13 protein-coding genes are annotated in these 20,129 nt (G+C 59.4%); 3 read left to right on the top strand and 10 right to left on the bottom strand.

Annotated elements, in window-relative coordinates; translation table 11 throughout:
* Positions 1-84: 84 nt before the first annotated feature.
* The 3 genes from ACRCYW_RS15215 to fabA all read left to right on the top strand — a co-directional run bounded on the left by ACRCYW_RS15215 (position 85) and on the right by fabA (position 3,139).
* Positions 85-447: a helix-turn-helix domain-containing protein gene (locus ACRCYW_RS15215; protein WP_438550895.1), complete on the top strand. Its 363-nt coding sequence runs from the start codon at positions 85-87 to the stop codon at positions 445-447.
* An 80-nt stretch (positions 448-527) separates the two neighbouring features.
* The gene (locus ACRCYW_RS15210) at positions 528-2,504 is read left to right on the top strand and encodes a Lon protease family protein (protein WP_438550894.1); all 1,977 of its coding nucleotides are present in this window, start codon (positions 528-530) and stop codon (positions 2,502-2,504) included.
* Positions 2,505-2,581: 77 nt separating this feature from the next.
* Complete coding sequence (gene fabA, locus ACRCYW_RS15205) at positions 2,582-3,139, top strand: 3-hydroxyacyl-[acyl-carrier-protein] dehydratase FabA (RefSeq protein WP_438550893.1); 558 nt, start codon at positions 2,582-2,584, stop codon at positions 3,137-3,139.
* A gap of 141 nt (positions 3,140-3,280) precedes the next feature.
* On the opposite strand, the gene rmf is transcribed toward fabA, so the two are convergent.
* The 10 genes from rmf to pepN all read right to left on the bottom strand — a co-directional run bounded on the left by rmf (position 3,281) and on the right by pepN (position 20,072).
* Positions 3,281-3,460, bottom strand: a complete 180-nt coding sequence (gene rmf / locus ACRCYW_RS15200) for a ribosome modulation factor (protein WP_005315693.1) — start codon at positions 3,458-3,460, stop codon at positions 3,281-3,283.
* A 159-nt stretch (positions 3,461-3,619) separates the two neighbouring features.
* The gene (locus tag ACRCYW_RS15195) at positions 3,620-5,329 is read right to left on the bottom strand and encodes a DUF3466 family protein (RefSeq protein WP_438550892.1); all 1,710 of its coding nucleotides are present in this window, start codon (positions 5,327-5,329) and stop codon (positions 3,620-3,622) included.
* Between the two features lie 8 nt (positions 5,330-5,337).
* Entirely contained in the window at positions 5,338-7,248 is a 1,911-nt protein-coding gene (gene uup / locus ACRCYW_RS15190; protein ID WP_438550891.1) for an ATP-binding cassette ATPase Uup, read from the bottom strand.
* 66 nt (positions 7,249-7,314) lie between these two features.
* Positions 7,315-7,560, bottom strand: a complete 246-nt coding sequence (locus ACRCYW_RS15185) for a glutaredoxin family protein (protein WP_438550890.1) — start codon at positions 7,558-7,560, stop codon at positions 7,315-7,317.
* The gene (rlmKL, locus tag ACRCYW_RS15180) at positions 7,560-9,764 is read right to left on the bottom strand and encodes a bifunctional 23S rRNA (guanine(2069)-N(7))-methyltransferase RlmK/23S rRNA (guanine(2445)-N(2))-methyltransferase RlmL (protein ID WP_438550889.1); all 2,205 of its coding nucleotides are present in this window, start codon (positions 9,762-9,764) and stop codon (positions 7,560-7,562) included. The genes ACRCYW_RS15185 and rlmKL overlap by 1 nt, the downstream gene beginning before the upstream one ends.
* Positions 9,765-10,124: 360 nt before the next feature.
* The gene (locus ACRCYW_RS15175; protein ID WP_438550888.1) at positions 10,125-10,661 is read right to left on the bottom strand and encodes a cell division protein ZapC; all 537 of its coding nucleotides are present in this window, start codon (positions 10,659-10,661) and stop codon (positions 10,125-10,127) included.
* A gap of 85 nt (positions 10,662-10,746) precedes the next feature.
* Entirely contained in the window at positions 10,747-11,757 is a 1,011-nt protein-coding gene (gene pyrD, locus ACRCYW_RS15170; protein WP_438550887.1) for a quinone-dependent dihydroorotate dehydrogenase, read from the bottom strand.
* Positions 11,758-11,822: 65 nt separating this feature from the next.
* Positions 11,823-16,661: an NAD-glutamate dehydrogenase gene (locus tag ACRCYW_RS15165; RefSeq protein WP_438550886.1), complete on the bottom strand. Its 4,839-nt coding sequence runs from the start codon at positions 16,659-16,661 to the stop codon at positions 11,823-11,825.
* 491 nt (positions 16,662-17,152) lie between these two features.
* Positions 17,153-17,374 (bottom strand): DUF2835 family protein, encoded by a 222-nt coding sequence (locus ACRCYW_RS15160; protein ID WP_438550885.1) that lies wholly within the window; start codon positions 17,372-17,374, stop codon positions 17,153-17,155.
* A 73-nt stretch (positions 17,375-17,447) separates the two neighbouring features.
* Complete coding sequence (pepN, locus tag ACRCYW_RS15155) at positions 17,448-20,072, bottom strand: aminopeptidase N (RefSeq protein WP_438550884.1); 2,625 nt, start codon at positions 20,070-20,072, stop codon at positions 17,448-17,450.
* Between the last annotated feature and the right edge of the window lie 57 nt (positions 20,073-20,129).

Genomic DNA, 20,129 nt, shown 5'->3' with positions numbered 1-20,129 from the left:
GTAACTACTTAAATAGAAACGGGGCTATTTTGGCCAAAATCGGTATGATGGGCCCGATTGTCGAACTACTCAGGAGACAGAAACATGGACTCGAAAACGCTGCTTCTGGCCTACATGAGGGCCAAAAAGTACAGCCAGTTTCAGGAAGTCGCCGCCGACCTAGGATTTACCAGCTCTTACATATCCTCGATTAATCACGGCAAGTCGCAACTCACTGATGCGACTGCGAAAAAGATGGCTGAGGAAGCTGGCCTGGATGTCAGCGAAGTGCTGTTAAGCATGGCGGCAGTCAGAGAGACTGATCCCGAGCTAAAACAGGCTTGGTACGACATCCTGGCAAAGTACACCAAGGGCACCAGTGCGGCGCTAGCCCTTGGTATGGCTGTGCTCCTGGCGCCAAGTCCCGGGCCTGACCTAACCGCGCATAATGTATATTATGTTAAATAGAGTGTATTGGTTTCCTTTTTCCACCCATCGAACTGTGTATAATGGGAACAATTGATCCTATCCCCGACCGGATGTCTTAAGTGGCTGAATTAACATCAGAACAATTAAAACCCGCTTTCTCGATTGAGCAGTTTCCTGCCCTGAGTGAACTCGAACCCATCCCTTTCGCCGCTCTGCAACCCAGGGCCATTTCAGGCATCAAGAGACTGGCCAGTTTTGACGGTGACTGCCCGGTCATGCTGCTCAATGGATTCCCCGGCGCGGATTACGAGCACGTCTGCCAGACACTTATCGCCGCCTCCAACGGCAAGGATGGCGATCTGTTCGACCTTTGCTACACCGAGAACCTCAACAACCCGTTCAAGCCTATCTGGCTGCGTCTGCAGCCCGGCACCGGATTCGAGTTCTGCGAGATGGTTGGCGAGCTGCTCAAGCTGATGAGCCACCATCTGGACGCCGAGCGGTTGGTCACACGGATCATTCGCAAGCAGGAAAATGACCCCAAGATCGTTGATTTCCTCTCCGACCTGGCGGCCCATGTTGCCCAAGGGCTCGAATTCCAGCATCCGGTACTCATCAACCTCTTGATCCATCATGAGGAGCAACAGGCTCCGGTTGTCTATGGCCGGGATCTGAACTGGGACACATTGTTTGGCTCCATCAATTACCAGACCGAACAAGGCTCTGTGTATGCCAACCAGCACTTGCTTGAGCCTGGACTGATGCGCGAGGCCAATGGCGGCTATCTCATCCTCCAGCTCGACGAGCTGCTGGATCAGCCTCATCTCTGGTTCAAGCTCAAGAACGCCATGTTCAAGGGCGAGCTGGACTGGAACGCCTATCAGGAAGGCAAGACACTCACCCCCTTCTTCACGCCCGAAGCAACCCCGATCCGGTTCAAGCTGATTCTGGTAGGCGATCGTCTCGAGGTAGCGGAGTTCCAGATGCTGGACAGAGACATGTCGGAGCGCATCTTCCTGCGGGCCGATCTGGTCTCCGAGGTGAACATCGAGGAGGATTTGCCTGAGTTTCTGCAATACCTAGCCTGGCTGCGGATGCGTTGGAATCTGCTGGACTTTACGCCGGCCGCCCTCCTCGCCCTGTGCCGTCATGCAAGCCGGCTGTGCGATCATCAGGAGTGGCTCGCCCTGTCTGAGGTGCAACTCAGCGCCCTCATGCGCATGGCAGACAGCCTGGCCAGAGAGATGGAGGCCGAAGCCGTCACCGACGAACACATAGTGCTGGCACTGGAGGAGCAGGATTATCGCCTCAACTACCTGGTGGAGCAGTCCGATCAGGGAGTCATCGATGGCCAGATCCTGCTACAGACCGATGGTGAGGAGGTGGGCCAAATCAACGGCCTCTCCGTCATCCAGGTGGCCGGTCACCCTTACGACTTCGGTGAGCCAGTGCGGCTGACCGCGACCGTGCATCTGGGGGATGGCGACGTGGCGGATATCGAACGCAAGGCGGAGCTTGCCGGCCACATCCACGCCAAGGCGATGATGATCATCCACGGTTATCTCTCCAACAAGTTTGGCGCCGAGAATCCCTCCCCCCTCTCGGCCAACTTGGTGTTTGAGCAGTCCTATCACGAGATCGACGGTGACAGTGCCTCCCTGACCGGTCTGTGCGCCCTGCTCTCCGCCCTCGCCCGCCAGCCCATCTATCAGCACTTCGCCGTGACCGGCGCCGTCGACCAGTTTGGCAACGTACAGGCCGTGGGCGGCGTGAACGAGAAGATTGAAGGCTTCTTCCGGGTGTGCAAGATCCATGGTCTCACCGGCAAGCAAGGGATTCTGCTGCCCGGCACCAACGCCCAGCAGCTCAACCTGTCCGACGAGGTGATCGCCGCCGTCGAGGCGGGTCAATTCCACATCCATCCGGTGGATCACGTGGAGGAAGCCATCGAACTGCTGACCGGCTGCGTGGCGGGCGAACCGGACATGCCGGATACCCTGTTTGGCCGGATCCAGGAAAGACTGGATGAACTCAATGGCACGGCGCCCAAGAGCGGACTGCTGCGCAGCCTGCTTGGCCGCCTGTTTGGCTTGTAATAAAGAGATCGGAGTTGTTTAGCGAACAACTGTACGCTAAATTGGCCCGGCTTTGACCCATATGAAGGATAATCAGCGTGACCCTAGATAACGACACCAATCCCCGCCTTTCCCTGTGTGAACAAGGCAAAGACTCGTTTACCCGTGAAGAGCTGCTCGCCTGCAGCCGTGGCGAATTATTTGGTGAAGGTAACAGCCAACTCCCCGCCCCCAACATGTTGATGATGGATCGCATCGTCAAGATCAATGACAACGGCGGTGAGCATGGCAAGGGCGAGATCCTGGCCGAACTCGATATCACGCCGGATCTCTGGTTCTTCGACTGCCATTTCCCGGGTGATCCCGTCATGCCTGGCTGCCTGGGCCTCGACGCCATGTGGCAGCTGGTCGGCTTCTTCCTCGGCTGGAAAGGCGGCCCCGGCAAGGGCCGAGCACTCGGTGTGGGTGAAGTGAAATTCACCGGCCAGATCCTGCCGACCGCCAAGAAGGTCACCTACAAGATCACCTTCAAGCGCGTCATCAACCGCAAGCTGGTGATGGGGATTGCCGATGGTGTGGTAGAGGTGGACGGTCGTCCCATCTACAGTGCAACCGACCTGAAAGTGGGCCTGTTCAAGGACACCACCGCCTTCTGATCCGGGTTGGGATCACCGAGAAAAGGGGCCGAGAGAGAGGCCCCTTTTCTCTCTGCAGCACATCCATCTTGTGGTGAGAGACAGCAACGTAAAGGGGCCATCATGGCCCCTTTCTCGTTTCAATGAGTGATGAAGTAACAATTACTTCATGAAGAGGCCTGAGCCTCGCCCTTCCATGGCATCGCGCCAACCACCAAGCCAATGGCCTCTGGCATCCAGGCATTGATACGGACAGGCTTCTTTTTGTTTGCCGACAACGCCAGCCTGATAACCACGAGCGCGAGCTCTTTCCAGACGGTCCCGTTTCTGTCTCTTCATCATCTACGACCCTCTTCGTGGAACAAAAAAAGCGACCAAGTTTTCACCGGTCGCTTTCATCTTTACCCCAGGGGGGGAGCAGGGTCAAACAAAAATTTCCATGCTATTCAGCCAATGTGACACAAGATACTGAACTGCATTAACTTTTAATGACCCCCTTTTTTAGCGCTGATAACGGCGCAGCCAGGCGAATGGCAGGGCCAGCAGCGTCAGCCAGAACAGGCTGCCACCACCACCCCCTTCACTATCCTGCCCGGTCTGGTTATTGCCTGGTGCATTGCTCACCACATAGTTGGCCGGCGTGTTGCCCTGATAATCCTTCACGGTCGGCGCCAGCTTCACCGCGACTACGGTCGCGTTCGTGCGGTTCTTCAGATCGCTCTCGCTGTCGTAGCGATAAGCGGTCGCCGCTATGGTGCCATCGGCGCTGATGCCGCTGGCGAAGGCGATGTGGTAGTACTTGCCATTCTGGGCACACTGCTTGTTGCCCGCATCATCCAGGCCACAGATCAGATCGTTCAGATACCAGCTGTTGTTCGGGGCCGCCGCGTTGAGCAGGAAAGCCTCCTGCATGCGGTTGGTGCCATTGACTACGGGCTGGGTCTGATGGCGGGAATCGCGCCAGCCGACCACCATGTTGTGATCGTTGATGCCGGCCGCCTCGGAGCCAGAGCCGGAGATCGGCTTGTCTTGCAAGGGCACCACGGCCGAGTTGGACGGGGTCTTCAGGTCATACAGGAACATCTCGACCGGTCGGTTCTGGCCCTTGCTGATCCGATAGCGCTGGTTGCCGATCACATAACCGTTACCATTAACCGCCACCGCCCAGCTATGCTGTAACTGTGCATCATCCTTTCCTGGCTCCCCTTGTGGCAGCGGGATAATCCGGGTGGAACCCATCGTTTTAGCATTTAGATCCAAGTTCCAGTAACTAGCTAAATTACGACCACTCAAGAAGTCGTCTCCCGCCTCCCCTGTCGATGAATACCCCACTCCATATACGGAACCATTGTATTTTGCAACATCCAGTGCGGCGGCTGTCTGTACAACAGAATTATCCTCTCGACCATAATCGCTGGCTTGCAACAAGCCCTCGACATTGCCAGCGTCATTCAACATCCAGAAGCTTGCTTGGGTGTCCAAACCCGGGCAATAGATAAATTCATATTCCCCTGCATCACTCCTATAGCACCGGTTATAGCCGTCAGTCCCGACGCCCTTATTTTTCCCCGTTGCAGCTGTGCCCGTCACCAAGATATGGCCATCTATCGTTTTGATGCCATTCGCCGAGCTAAAAACATTGACCCCATTAACTTTATAAGTTCCTTCCAATGTAATTGGACTACCAGGGTTACTGCTTAAGACTGCAAAGGCAGTCCGGCTATTCGGGGTACCATTTACTGCATTGGGAGATGCTTTATAACCCACATAGGTACTACTATCCCCCCCCATTGCAACCACAAAACCATCAGTTTCATTCGTTGTTTTCACGCCAACATTTTGGCGTTGATCAATGCCAAGAAGAAAATCTTGACGCCATTGATAAGCAAAATTCTTAGTATCCTCCCAAAATGAACTGCAAACAGCACTAGACAATAGGCAACTTTCACTACCATACCCATTCAGAGTAAAGCGGAAGCGATCAGCCAGAAAATCAGCAAACTGTACAGTCGAAAAGTACTCTGCCGTGTTGTTGGTATGTGTGCCACTGGCATCAACGTTGAGCCCTATGAGGCTATTATCATTGATGCTGATCCCGCTGGCATATGCCTTGTCAGATACATCGACAATAGTGAAGAAGGAACCTTGTGCCGCCTGCGCGTTGAGGCTGGCGCCGACCAGTATGGCCAGTATGGATAATTGCTTTTTCATCTACTTCCTTATTCTTGATGTTTCAACGCTTCCAACTCCTCCCAGCGGGAGAAGGCATGTTCCAATGCGGACTCGGCCGCATTCAATGCATCCAGTTTGGACTGAGTCTGCTCTGCCGGCAGGGAGAAGAAACCGGGGTGGTTGATCTCCGTTTGCAGGGCATCTAGTTCAGCCTCCAGTTGCTCCAGTCGGGCCGGTAGATTATCCAGTTCCAACTGCAACTTGTAAGAGAGTTTCTTGGCTTTTGTGGCGACGGGGCTCGCCGCCACGACAGGCTCTGGCGTCTTGCTCGGTGCCGGTTTGCTTGTCGCTTGCGCCTCTTGCAATGCCCGGGTCGCCATCATGTCGGCGTAACCGCCCACATAATCGCTGATCCGCCCATCCCCTTCAAACAGCCAGCAACCGGTCACCGTGTTGTCGATGAAACGGCGATCGTGGCTGACCAGCAGCAGGGTGCCGGGGTAATCCGTCAGCAGCTCCTCCAGCAATTCCAGCGTTTCGACATCCAGATCGTTGGTTGGTTCATCCAAAATCAACAAGTTACTGGGTTTTAGGAACAGCTTGGCCAACAGTAGACGGTTTTTCTCGCCCCCTGACAAGGCCTTGACCGGGGTACGGGCCCGTTTGGGTTCAAACAGGAAGTCCTGCAGGTAGCCGAGGATATGGCGGGAGCGGCCGCGGACCATGACCTCCTGCTTGCCCTCCCCCACGTTGTCCACCACGGTCTGCTCGGGATCGAGCTGCTCGCGGTACTGATCAAAATAGGCCACCTCCAGGTTGGTGCCCCCCTTGACCTTGCCCCGGCTGGGAGCGAGTTGACCCAGCAGCAGCTTGATGAGGGTAGACTTACCGCAGCCATTGGGGCCGACCAGGGCGAGCTTGTCACCACGCAGCACCTGCAAATCCAGCCCCTGGAACAGGGTGCGATCGCCAAAGTCCAGCCCCAACCCCTCGGTCTCGAACACCAGCTTGCCGGAGCGATTGACCTCGTCCAGCTGCAGCTTGGCCTTGCCCTGCAGCTCGCGGCGCTGACTGCGCTCCATGCGCATCGCCTCGAGGGCACGGACGCGACCTTCGTTGCGGGTGCGGCGGGCCTTGATGCCCTGACGGACCCACACCTCTTCCTGAGCCAGCTTGCGGTCGAACTCGGCGTTCTTCAGCTCCTCGACCCGCAGCCACTCTTCTTTACCCTGCAGGTACTGATCGTAATTGCCGGGCCAGGAGGTGATCTCGCCGCGATCCAGATCGATGATCCGGGTCGCCAGCTTGTGGATGAATTCGCGATCGTGGGAAATGAAGACGATGGCGCCGCGGAAATCCTTGAGGAAATCTTCCAGCCAGTTGATGGCCTCGATGTCGAGGTGGTTGGTCGGCTCGTCCAGCAGCAGCAGATCCGGATCGCAGGCCAGGGCGCGGGCCAGGGCCACCTTGCGCAGCCAGCCGCCGGAGAGACTGTCCAGGGTCACGTCGGGATCCAGCCCCAGCAGGGTCAGCACCTGGTTGATGCGGGTCTCGAGCTGCCAGCCATTCTGATAGTCGAGCTTCTCTTGCAGCTCGCTCATGGTGCGGATGTTGGCATCGCTCGGATCGTGGGCAAGCTCGAGGGAGATGTGGTGATACTGCTTGAGCAGCTCCCCGACTCCAGCCAGCCCTTCTGCGGCGTAGTCGAACACCGTCAGCTCGCTGGAAGCGGGCGGATCCTGCTCCAGGCGAGTGACTTTGAGATCCTGCTGCAGGACCACGCGCCCGTCATCGAGGGGCAATTCGCCTGCGATCACCTTCATCAGGGTGGACTTGCCCGCCCCGTTGCGACCCACCAGACAGAGGCGCTCGCCCCGCTCGATGGAGAGTTCCGCCTTGTCCAGCAGCGGGAAGTCACTGAACGACAGGCAAGCGTCGTGCAATGTTAATAAAGCCATGAAGTTTCCTTGTTACCTGCCAAAAAGACGGAAGAAGGTCCTGCCTTCCCCCACCCTTTCACTCTGTTATCTCGCCCCATGGGGGGCACTGGCATCGACCCAGGCACTGAGTTCCGCCAGGGTGAAGGGCCAGCCGAGTTCCCGGCCGGCCTCATCACGCAGCACCGGAATACGCACCCGATAGGCGGCGAGCCAGGCATCATTCGCCATGATGTCGCGGCGATGAGTCTGATCGGCCAGCCCTGCCTGCTCCACCAGCTCCCAGGCCTGTTCGCACAGGTGGCAGCCGTCGGTGTGAAACAGGGTCAGCATCACTCGGCGCTCCCCTCGGGAGCGTGGGTGATGATCCAGCAGTTGTGGATGTGCTGGTTGCGCTCGAAGTCCTTGGGCCGGGTCTTGCCGGTGATGTTCTGGGCCTTGAGGCCGGCGGCCTCGAGGCCGGCCAGATCCATCTTGAAGTGGCGCTTGTTGTTGGAGAACACCAGGGTGCCGTCCGCCGCCAGCAGGCGCTTCAAGTGCTGCATCAGCACCAGGTGATCGCGCTGCACGTCGAAGCTCTCGTCCATCCGCTTGGAGTTGGAGAAGGTGGGCGGATCGATGAAGATGAGATCGTACTGGCCATCGGCTTCCGACAGCCACTTGAGGCAATCCGCCTGCACGAACTTGTGCTGACGGCCCACCAGGGAGTTCAGGCGCATGTTGTCCTGGGCCCAGTTCAGGTAGGTGTGAGACATGTCCACCGTGGTGGTCTCGCTCGCCCCGCCAAGGCCCGCATGTACCGTGGCGCTGCCGGTATAGGCGAACAGGTTCAGGAAGCGCTTGCCCTTGGCCATCTGGCCCAGCATGCGGCGGGTCTGACGGTGATCCAGGAACAGACCGGTATCCAGGTAGTCGTAGAGGTTGACCCACAGACGGGCACCGTACTCCTGCACCTCCATCCGGTGCTGCTCTTCCCCTAGCTTCTGGTACTGCTGCTTGCCTTCCTGACGCTCGCGCACTTTCAGGATCACCTTCTCGCCGTCCATGCCGGTCACCTTGATGGCGGCCTGTACCATGTCGAGCAGACGCTGGCGGGTCTTCTGGGCGGGGATGTCCTTGGGTGCGGCGTACTCCTGCACCACCAGGTAATCCTTGTAGCGGTCGATGGCGGCGTTGTATTCCGGCAGATCCGCGTCATAGATGCGGTAGCAGTCGAGGTTCTCCTTGCTCGCCCACTTCTCCAGAGTCTTGAGGTTCTTGCGAAGACGGTTCGCGAAGTCCTGGGCCACCTCTTTCTGGGAGGCGACAGAATCCAGCGCGATCTGGTAGTTGCGCAGCTGGCACTCCAGCGCCCCGTTGAACAGGCGATATTGCTTGTCGGCCCGCAGGCGCAGGCAGCTGAGCAGCTCGGGTGAGGCAGAAAGAATGGAGACGCGCCAGCCCTGGAAGCTGCGGCGCAGGGCATCGCCGAGCGCCTGGTGTACTTCCAGCAGTGCCGGGAACTCCCCCAGACGCTCGCCGTAGGGCGGGTTGGAGATAAGCATGCCCACCTGAGCCTTAGGCTGATCCTCTTGCGCCATGGCGTCAGTCACCTCGGGGGCGGCCTTGGGCAGCGGGTTCTGCAACTGGGTCACATCGGCCTGCTTGAAGGTGATGAGGTGCGCCACACCGGCGGCCTTGGCGTTGTCACGGGCCTTCATCAGCACCCGGGTGTCCGCATCGCAACCAAACAGCTTCACCTCGCAGCGCTGCATGCCGCGCTTGGCACGGACCTGGGCTTCCATCATCAGGCTCTGCCACAGCTCGCCATCGTGTTGCAGCCAGCGATCGAAACCGAAACGCTCGCGGCGCAGGGCCGGCGCCATGTCGGCGGCGATGAAGGCCGCCTCGATCAGCAGGGTGCCGGAGCCGCACATGGGGTCCATCATGGGCTCACCGGCCCAGCCGCTACGGGCGATCATGGCGCAGGCCAGGTTCTCTTTGAGCGGTGCCTCACCAGTGCCCTGGCGATAGAAGCGCTGGTGCAAGGCCGGGCCGGAGAGGTCCAGGGTGATGTTGGCCTTGCCTTTGCCCAGATGCGCCATGATGCGGATGTCCGGGGACTTCTTGTCCACGTCCGGGCGCACGTGGCCGCGCTTGGTGAAGCGATCGACGATGGCATCCTTGATCTTGAGCGCCCCGTACTGGGTGTTGCGAATGGCCGGGTTGGTACCGGTGAAGTCCACGGCGATGGTGGCGGTGCCGGAGAAGTGCTCTTCCCAGGGGATGGTGTGGGCGCCGAGATAGAGATCCAGATCGTCGTTCATCTGGAATTCGGACAGTACCAGCACGATGCGGGAGGCGAAACGGCTCCACAGGCAGGCCTTGTAGCCAATGGCCAGCTCGCCTTTGAAATGCACGCCGGCAACGGTCTCACGGACCTGCTCCGCGCCCAGGGTGGTCAGCTCATCGGCCAACAGGTTTTCCAGCCCCTTGGGGCAGGTTGCAAAAAATTCTTTCATCACGCTCACGGGGATGCCATAAAAATAGTGCCGCATTATACCTTATCGGCCTGCGCTCGGCATCCGAACCTTGGGCCTCACGGGAATATAAGGGGTGACCCCGGGCAAGCAGCGTCAGTCAATGGGAGGATATCTCATGAAATCGGCCTGCAAACGGTGGGGACGCGGTCAGTACGCCACCTGGTAGTGACTTTGATCTGTTTAATCGATGGTAGGCAGCATGAAGGTCTGTGGCAGAACCGTCGAATGAAGGAGTCTAGCGAGGCTAGTCATCGATGTGACTGGCCCCTCGCCTTTCGAATCGAAATAAGCGGGTAGCCGGGATGATAGGAAGGGATAAAAAATAAACAGCAATAACGCGTCTGTCTGACGATTATTTTATGCGCCTGCTATCCGTCAGCTGACCTGACGATATTGCGCCGCCGGGGTGATCCTTGCCTGCATGCGATTATTCATCACCTTGATCACCCCGAAGCGTGGCAATGTCTTGCTGGTGGTCAGAATTAATTCATCGGTCAGGTTCAGGCAGACGCTCGCCTGATCCCCCGCCTCGATCACCATGAATTCACCACGGCCATGAGACGTCTGCATACAGACCAAGGTTCCGACTTCCAGTGCACAGGAAGACGACTGTTCATTAAAGAACCAGCTTTGCGGCATCAGGGGTTTATAAAAGCGACTGACGGCGATGGCATTCAATACCAGCTGAACCTGATGGGGTACGCTCCAATCGAGTTCGGCAATCTTGTCCATCAACTGATAATAGAGGGCGGCATCGTCCACACAAAAAGGCTGGGTGGTGAAGGAGCAGGGCACCAGTTGCCGCCCCTTATATTCGGTGGCGAATATCATGCGATCGGATAAATCCAGCATCAGACGATCATCCTGAGCGTCATAATGCCATTGCCAATTGTCATTGGGTTGGATGCACATGAGATTACCCTTACTTAAGCCGTTACTCGACTTTATTCCATGTCGAGAAATTGAGCAACTTTAAATAAGGGTAACCGATTATTTTTTAAATATGGGTAACGATCTCTTTGACCAAGGCCGGGCCCTTATAAATAAAGCCACTGTAAATTTGGACCAGAGTGGCACCCGCGGCCAATTTCTCCCGGGCCGCCATGGCACTGTCGATCCCCCCTACCCCGATAATAGGCAGGGCGCCATCCAGCGCCTTGGCCAGCTGGCGGATCACTTCGGTGCTCTTGTGCTGCAGCGGACGGCCGCTCAGCCCACCCGCTTCACCGGCATGGGGCATATCATAAATCATGTCACGCTCGAGGGTGGTATTGGTGGCAATCACCCCATCGATCCCGTTCTTGATTAAGGATCCGGCCACCTGATTTATTTCATCTTGGCTGAGATCCGGCGCGATTTTAACGGCGAGCGGCACATACTTCTTATATTTGGCGGCCAGCTCCTGCTGACGCGCCTTCAATGCCGCCAGCAGCTCATCAAGCGCCTCGCCGTATTGCAATTGCCGCAGACCCGGGGTGTTAGGCGAGGAAATATTGACCGCGATATAACCGGCGTGATCATAGACCTTGTCCATACAGATCAGATAATCATCCTTGCCCTGCTCGATGGGGGTGTCCTTGTTCTTGCCGATATTGATCCCGATGACACCCTGATATTTGGCTTCCCGCACCCGGGCCACCAGATGATCGACCCCCTTGTTGTTGAATCCCATCCGGTTGATGATCCCCTCCGCCGGAATAACCCGGAACAGGCGAGGCTTGTCATTACCGCTCTGGGGTTTAGGGGTCACGGTACCCACTTCAATAAAGCCGAACCCCATGGCACCAAATGCATCGATGCACTCCCCGTCTTTATCGAGGCCGGCAGCCAGACCCACCGGATTGGCAAAATTAAGCCCCATGCAGGTGACGGGGCGTTTTGGCAGGGAGTGGCGGAAGAAACAATCGAGTGGCGTACCGAGAAGGCGGGGCAAATATTTGATGGAGAGATCGTGAGCCTGTTCCGGATTGAGTTTGAACAGAAAATGCCTGGCGATGGGGTACAGCATGTTTGCTCCTTAAAAAAAGCCCCGGCAACTGGCCGGGGCTTTTGGGGTGATGCCAATCTTTGCGATTAAAGAGTGCGGCAATTCAACTGGAGCAGGTTCAACTCTCGCAAGGCCACCGAGAACTTGGCGAACTCGTGAGTGCCGGAGGTCTTGAAGTCGGCCAACATGTGGGTCCAACGGGACAAGAGTTGTTCATGCTCCGAAATCCAGTTGGCCAGTATGGTAGCGCATTCCCCCTGCTCTTTGCACCCTTCCAATACCACGGAGGTGAGACTGCGTTGCTGCCAGTCCAGATCCTCGCGGAAGGAGGCCCGCGCCATCGCCTGCCAGTGGTTACCCACCGGCTGATGGTTGATCTGATCCAGGAACCAGTGCAGATCCAGCTTGGCGCCGAGGCGATAGTAGACGTTGGCGGCACGCACTATGTCGGTCTTGTGCTCAGCGGCGATCTGAGCCAGATCCAGGCTGGAGAAGAGGCTGCTCATGTGGGCCACCTGGCGGGCGATGTGCTCGGGCACCTGCTTGGCCACCAGCTCCGCGACCCTCTGTTGATGCTCGGCCACCTCGCTCTCGTCCATCACCTCGTAGAGATGCTCTGCCAGGGTCTCGAAGGCCGGACGGAAGAAGGCGATGTTCTCACCGATGCTCCAACTGCGATTGCGGGCGCGCAGGAACCAGCGGGTGGCGCGGCGCACGATGCGGCGGCTGTAGAACATCAGCTCGAGCTGGGTGTTGGCATCCACCCCGTTGTCACACCCTTCGATGTCGCGCCACAGCTTGTTGAGGCCAAACACCTCCCGGGCCATGGCGAAGCAGCAGGCCACTTCCGCCACCGAGGCACCGGTCTCGTCCTTCATACGGCTGGCGAAATTCAGCCCCATGTCGTTCACCAGCATGTTGGCGACGCGGGTCGCGATGATCTCGCCGCGCAGCGGATGCTGGGCCAGGGCCGTGCCGAACTGCTGCTGCAACTGGACCGGGAAGCTGGTCACCAGCATGTTGGCGAGGAAGGGCTCGTCGGTCACCTCGGGGCAGTTGAGCTGCTCTTTCAGCACCATCTTGCCGTAAGCCACCAGCACCGCGAGCTCGGGACGGGTCAGCCCCTGGCCCGCCGCCATGCGCTCGGACAGCTCCTCGTCGCTTGGCAGGAACTCGAGGGCACGATCCAGCTTGCCTTCACGCTCCAGCCCCTGGATGAAGCGCTGTTGTTCTTTCAACTGCTCGGCGCCGCGGAAGGCGGTGACCGAGATGGACTGGGACTGGCGATAGGCGTTGGTGATGACGATCTGGGCGACGTCGTCCGTCATCTCGTACAGCATCTGGTTGCGCTGCTTGAGGGTCAGATCGCCGGCGGCCACCAGCTGGTTCAGCAGGATCTTGATGTTCACCTCGTTATCGGAGCAATCCACCCCGCCCACGTTGTCGGTGAAGTCGGTGTTGATGTGGCCGCCCTGGCTCGCGTATTCCACCCGGCCGAGCTGGGTGAAGCCGAGGTTGCCACCCTCCCCCACGATGCGGGCGCGCAGATCGCGACCGTTGACTCGCAGCACATCGTTGCTGCGATCACCCACATCGGCATCGCTCTCACGGGCGCTCTTCACATAGGTGCCGATGCCGCCGTTCCAGAGCAAATCCACGTTCAGGCAGAGCAGCGCCTTGATCAGCTCATTCGGCGCCATGCTGGACTTGTCGGTACCGAGCAGGGCCTGGATCTCCGGGCTCAACTTGATGGACTTGGCCGAGCGCAGGAAGATGCCGCCCCCCTTGGAGATGAGCTCCTTGCTGTAATCTTCCCAGCTCGAACCCGGCAGTTCGAACAGGCGCTTGCGCTCGACGAAGCTCTTGGCGGCGTTCGGGGTCGGGTCGATAAAGATGTGCATGTGGTTGAAGGCGCCCACCAGCTGGGTGTGCTCTGAGAGCAGCATGCCGTTGCCGAACACGTCGCCGGCCATGTCGCCGATGCCCACGCAGGTGAAATTTGTGGTCTGGCAGTTGATGCCGAGTTCACGGAAGTGACGCTTGACCGACTCCCAGGCACCGCGGGCGGTGATCCCCATCTTCTTGTGGTCATAGCCGACCGAGCCGCCGGAGGCGAAGGCATCGCCGAGCCAGTGGCCATACTCCTGGCTTATCTCGTTGGCGATGTCGGAGAAGGTGGCGGTGCCCTTGTCGGCCGCGACCACCAGGTAGTAGTCATCCTCGTCGTGGCGTACCACGTCACGGGGCGGGATCACCTCGCCGCCGATGATGTTGTCGGTGACATCCAGCAGGCCGCGGATAAACAGGCGATAACAGGCCTTGCCCTCTTCCTGGATGACGGCGCGCGCGGCGCCCACCGGCATCTGCTTGCAGTAGAAACCACCCTTGGCGCCGACCGGCACGATGACGGTGTTCTTGACCTGCTGCGCCTTCACCAGACCCAGCACCTCGGTGCGGAAGTCTTCCTTGCGATCGGACCAGCGCAGGCCGCCCCGGGCCACCTTGCCCCAGCGCAGGTGCACCCCTTCCACTCGCGGCGAGTAGACGAAGATCTCGAATTTCGGCAGCGGCAGCGGCATGTCGGTGATGCTGGCGGGGGCCAGCTTGAAGGAGATGTAGGGCTTGATCTTGCCCGCCTTGTCCAGCTGGTAGTAGTTGGTGCGCAGGGTGGCGTCGATCATCTCCATGTAGCGGCGGATGATGCGATCGTCGTCCAGATTCGCCACCTGATCCAGCTTGGCGGCGAGCTGCTCATGCAGCTTGGCCTGGGCCTTGGCGTCCTGCTTGATGGCCGGGTTCAGGCGCAGATCGAACAGGGTGAACAGCAGCTCGGCGATGTCGGGGTAACGGGTCAGCGTCTCCTCGATGTAGGACTGGCTGAAGGAGACGCCGGTCTGGCGCATGTACTTGGCATAGGCCCGCAGCACGGAGACCTGACGGCCGCAGAGGCCGGCCCCCAGCACCAGACGGTTGAAGCCGTCATCTTCCAGGGTCTTGTTCCAGATGGCGGCGAAGGCCTGCTGGAAGCGCTGCTGACTCTGGGCGAGATCGAACGGCTGATCGCCCCGCAGCAGCATGGAGAAGTCCAGGATCCAGAACACCTCGCCGGCCGGGGTGCGCACCTGGTACGGTGTCTCACCGATGACCCTCAGCCCCATGTTTTCCAGCATGGGCAAAACGTCGGAGAGGTGGATGGGCTCGGCGCGGTGGAACAGCTTGAGGCGAACCCGGCGATCGTTCTCCTCTTCCTGGGCACGGTAGAACTGCATGCCCAGCGGCGCCTCTTCACTCAGGCCGTCGAGGGCCATGATGTCCGCCACCGCGGAGCCCGGCAGCACGTCCTCTTTGTAAGCGCGGGGGAAGGCGGCGCTGAAACGGCGGCGCAGGGCGTTGCCACGAGCCTCCCCATAGTGAGAGAGCAAGACGGAGTCCAGGCGGTCATCCCAGCTGCGGGCGGCTTCAATCAGGTTGTTTTGTACTTCGTTCACATCCACATCCACGTTGTTGTTGTTGACCCGCACTATGTAGTGGGTCCGGGCCAGCACGCCTTCGGAGAAGTAGACGTTGAACTCCACCTCGTCGTTGCTGCCGAAATATTTCTGCAGGATCTGCTGGGTCTTGACCCGCAGCGCCGTGTTGTAGCGCTCCTTGGTGACATAGACCATGCAGGAGAAGAAGCGGCCGTACACATCCCGGCGCACGAACAGGCGAAGCATGTCCCGCTCCTGCATCTCCAGCACCCCGAGACCGGTGGCCAGCAGCTCTTCCTCACGGGCCTGAATGAGTTCATCGCGCGGGTAGGTCTCCAGCACGTTGAGCAGCGCCTTGTAGGCGTGGGAGCCCTTCTCGTGACCGGAGGCGGCCATGATGCGCTCGAGGCGATGGCTGATGAGGGGGATCTGGGTCGCGCTGGTGTTGTAGATGGAGGAGGCATAGAGGCCGATGAAGCGATCCTCCCCCACCACCTTGCCGTGCTCGTCGAAGCGCTTGATGCCGATGTAATCCACGTAGGCCGGACGGTGCACGCGAGCCTTGCTGTTGGACTTGGTGAGGATCAGCAGATCGGAGCTCAGGGCCGCGTGGCGGGCACTGGCGGGCATGTTGCCGAGGCGCTGGCCTTCGTCCTTGATGGAATTCTTCATCAGGCCGAGGCTCGAATCCGCCTGGGGCAGGATCTCGTGATCCCCCTCCACCGCATGGACGTCGTAGCGGCGATAACCCATCAGGGTGAAGTTGTGGGCGGCGACCCATTTCAAGAAGGCGACGCAGGAGTCCACCTCGGCCTTGCTCACCGGGTTCTTGCGTTTGGGCAACTCCTCGATGATCTCGTTCAGACGGGCCAGCATGGGCTGCCAGTCCCCCACCGCCAGGGCCACTTCACCGGCGACGGATCTCAGCTCGGCGGTCAGCCCTTCCATCTCCTCTTCGCTGGTGAGGTGATCGATCTCGATGAGGAAGGCGGTCTCCACCGAAGTCTGCTCGGCGGTGTTATCCAGGGCCAGGATGGCGCTGATCTTGCCCTCCTCCCCGCGGATGAGGTGCAGCGGCTGGTGCAGCATCATGTGGGCCGTGATGCCGCGACGTTTCAGGGCCATGCGGATGGAGTCCACCAGGAAGGGGGAATCCTGCAGGATGATTTCAACAATGGTGTGGGGAGACTGCCATCCGTGGCGGGTCAGCTCGGGGTTGTAGACCCGGATATAGGGGTCGGTGCCGGTGCGCTGGTTGAGCGCATTCCACAGACTCAGGGCCGCGCCGTAGAGATCGCTGTCATTGCGATCGTGCAGATCGGTGCTGGCCATGTTGCCGTAGAACTTGGCGACAAAGCGCTCCACCAGAGAGGCACTCTTCTTGGGCAACTTCTGATGGATCAGGCTGAGAACGTTTTCGAGCAGAACTGAGGTAGGGGCGTCTTTCAATGCCATTGCTAGTTTCCTTATCGGACGACATCACAGACACGGCGACATCCACCCTGGATGCCAGCCGGTTCAGAGTTGCTGCGAAGTGTAATGGCTTGGATCGAGGAAGGCGAGCAAAGGTGATAACGGGATGTTAAAAACAAGGGGCAGATCACGGCTTGGGTTGTGAAAAATTTTGCCAAGTCGTTCATTTTCAGAAAAACGCACTGGCTGTAAGCCTATTTGCCGGATAGATAGTGACTTAAAGCAGATATTTACCCGGAAATATGTTCGCGTTTTGTTAATTTATGCGTTTTGGGGAAACGGATAGAGATCCCTGCTGGTTTTACCGCCAAATGCGGTCATCCCCGCTGCCCATCTCGGCGTGGATCGCCAGATTGTGCGCCGCTGATTGACTCTCTCGAGCCTCGAGAAGCGGTGATCATCCTCCCCGATAAGCCAAAAATGGCCCTGGGCACCGCGGGTGACGACGGCAATGCAAATGGACCCTTTGCCGTTCAGGGGATCCTCTCTATCTTAACAAAACGGTGGTCGTCCTCCGTCGTCAGCCGAAAGGCACCATGGACCCCGTTGGTGGCGACGAAGGCGCGGATCTTCTCCAGCCCGAGTTCCAGGGTCAGTCCCTGCTCGGTGCGCACCACCAGCCGCTTGGCATGGCCCTGATACATCAGCATGATCTCATCCCGGCTGAGGGCGAGCCGGAAGGTATAGTGCCGCATGACATCCTCCTGCAATGGTTCTCAATAAAACGGGCAGGAGAGCCTGGCTCCCCTGCCCGTCAGCAAGGCCGGCTTACTGTGCCAGCGCCTTGCTCACCTTCTCGAACAGATCCCGTGCCAACCCGTCCAGCGCGGCCAGTCGACTCAATTCTGCGCGGATCAAGGCCTTGCGTCCCTCATCCAGCCGCTTGAACTGGATAAGCGGGGTGATGAGGCGGGACGCCACCTGGGGATTGACCTCGTTCAGCTCGATCAGGAGATCGGTCAGGAAGCGGTAGCCGCTGCCATCAGGCGCGTGGAACTGCACCTGGTTGTTCATGGCAAAGCTGCCCACCAGGGCCCGCAGCCGGTTCGGGTTGCGAATGCTGAAGGTGGGGTGCGCCATGGCCTGCTTCACCTCGACCAGCACATCAGCGGCGGGTTTCGCACCCACCAGTCGCAGCCAGTTGTCCAGCACCAGGCCGTCGTGGGCCCACTTGCCCTCGAAGTCGGCGAGCAGCGCGGCGCGGCATGGCAGCAGATAGGCGTTGGCCACCTGCAGCGCGGCCAGGGTATCGGTCATGTTGTCGGCCTGGGCATATTGCTCCCGCACCAAGGTATCGGCCTGGACTGGGTCCAGAGCCGCCAGATAACCGAGCACCACGGCTTTCAAGGCGCGCTTGGCCACATCCTCGTGGACCACCTTGTACCCGGTCAGGCGCAGGCTCTGGTAGGTTGCTGCGAGGCGCGCCCCGAAAGCCTGGGCCAGCTGGCTTTGGATGGCACCACGAACCTGATGGATGGCGTCGATATCGGCGGTGTCGAACAACTCGGTCAGGGTCGCCTCCCCCGGCAGGGTCAAGATCTCGGCCTTGAGGGCTGGATCCAGCGCGGCGTCGTCGAAGATGGCGACGAAGGCCGCCAGCAGGGAGTCGGAAACGGCGACCGGCTGGCCTTGCTGCACACGGGCAACGCCGGCGATCACCGCCTTGTTGACCAGCATCTGGGCGGCATCCCAGCGGGCGAACTCGTTGCGGGCATGGCGCATCAGGAAGGCGAGCGCCTCGTCGCTGTAGTCGTAGTGCAGCTTGACCGGGGCACTGAAGTCCCGCAGCAGGGAGGGGACGGGCTTCACGGGCACCTGGTCGAACACGAAGGTCTGCTCGTCTTCCAGCACGTTCAGTACCTGGCCGATGACCTCCCCCTGATACTGGAGCTGGATCACGGCGCCGTCGGCATCATACAGCTCGATGTCGAGGGGGATGTGCAGCGGCAGCTTCTGGGGCTGATCCTGGGTCGGCGGGGTATGCTGGCGCACGTGCAGGCGATAGGTGCCGGTGGCGGCATCGTACTCGTCGGTCACATTGAGCTCGGGGGTACCGGACTGGCTGTACCAGCGGCGGAAGCGGCCGAGATCGACGCCCGAAGCATCCTCCATCGCCTGCACGAAGTCGTCGCAGGTGGCGGCGGAGCCGTCGTGGCGCTCGAAGTAGAGCTTCATGCCGGCCTGGAAGTTCAATTCCCCCAATAAGACGTGCAGCATGCGGATGACTTCGGAGCCCTTCTCGTAGACGGTCAGGGTGTAGAAGTTGTTCATCTCGATCACCACATCCGGGCGGATGGGGTGCGCCATGGGGCCGGCGTCTTCGGCAAACTGGGGGCCGCGCACGGTGCGCACGTTGTTGATGCGGTTGACCCCGCGGGAACCCAGATCGGAGGAGAACTCCTGATCCCGGAACACGGTCAGCCCCTCTTTCAGGCTGAGCTGGAACCAATCGCGGCAGGTGACCCGGTTGCCGGTCCAGTTGTGGAAGTATTCGTGGCCGATGACCCGCTCGATGCCGTGGTAATCGGTGTCGGTGGCGGTGGCGGGGTTGGCCAGCACGAACTTGGAGTTGAAGATGTTCAGCCCCTTGTTCTCCATGGCCCCCATGTTGAAGAAGTCCACCGCGACGATCATGTAGATGTCGAGGTCATACTCGAGGCCGAAGCGCTGCTCGTCCCAGCGCATGGAGTTGATGAGGCTCTCCATGGCAAAACCGGCGCGGTCCAGGTTGCCCTTGTCCACGAAGATCTCGAGGGCTACCTTGCGCCCGCTCTGGGTGACGTAGTGGTTGCGCTCCACGTCGAAGTCCCCGGCCACCAGGGCGAACAGGTAGCTGGGTTTCGGGAAGGGATCCTGCCACTGCACGAAGTGTCGGCCGCCGTCCAGATCGCCGCTCGCCACCTTGTTGCCGTTGGAGAGCAGATAGGGGAACTTGCCCTTGTCGGCGCTGATGCGGGTGCTGTAACGGGCCAGGATGTCCGGCCTGTCCATGTAATAGGTGATGCGCCGAAAGCCCTCCGCCTCGCACTGGGTGCAGTAGGCGTCGCCGGACCTGTAGAGTCCCTCCAGCGCCGTGTTGGCGGCGGGATCGAGATCGGTGACGATGGTCAGCACACACTCGGCCGGCAGGTTGAGCAGGGTCAGGCTGCTCTCCCCCTGCTCGTATTGCGTGAAGGGCACCCCATCCAGGCTGACGCTGACGAGGGAAAGCCCTTCACCGTCCAGCACCAGGGGTTCCTTGTGTTCCCCGTTGCGACGCAGACGGGAGATGGCGGTGACCCGGGTCAGGGGCTCCTGCAGTTGGAAATCGAGATCGATGCTGTCGCACCAGTAGAGGGGGGCTTGATAGTCCTGGCGATACTTGGCCGTCATGGCCTGGGGTTGTTCAGTCATTATTGTGTGCTTCCACGCTTTGTAATTGACGTGTCAGAGGCTGTCACAAGGCTCGGA

Origin of the sequence: Aeromonas sp. (assembly GCF_051657805.1) — a bacterium.
GTDB lineage: Bacteria > Pseudomonadota > Gammaproteobacteria > Enterobacterales > Aeromonadaceae > Aeromonas.
The sequence above is the reverse complement of the archived record's forward strand: the minus strand, read 5'-3'. Positions and strand labels throughout refer to the sequence as shown.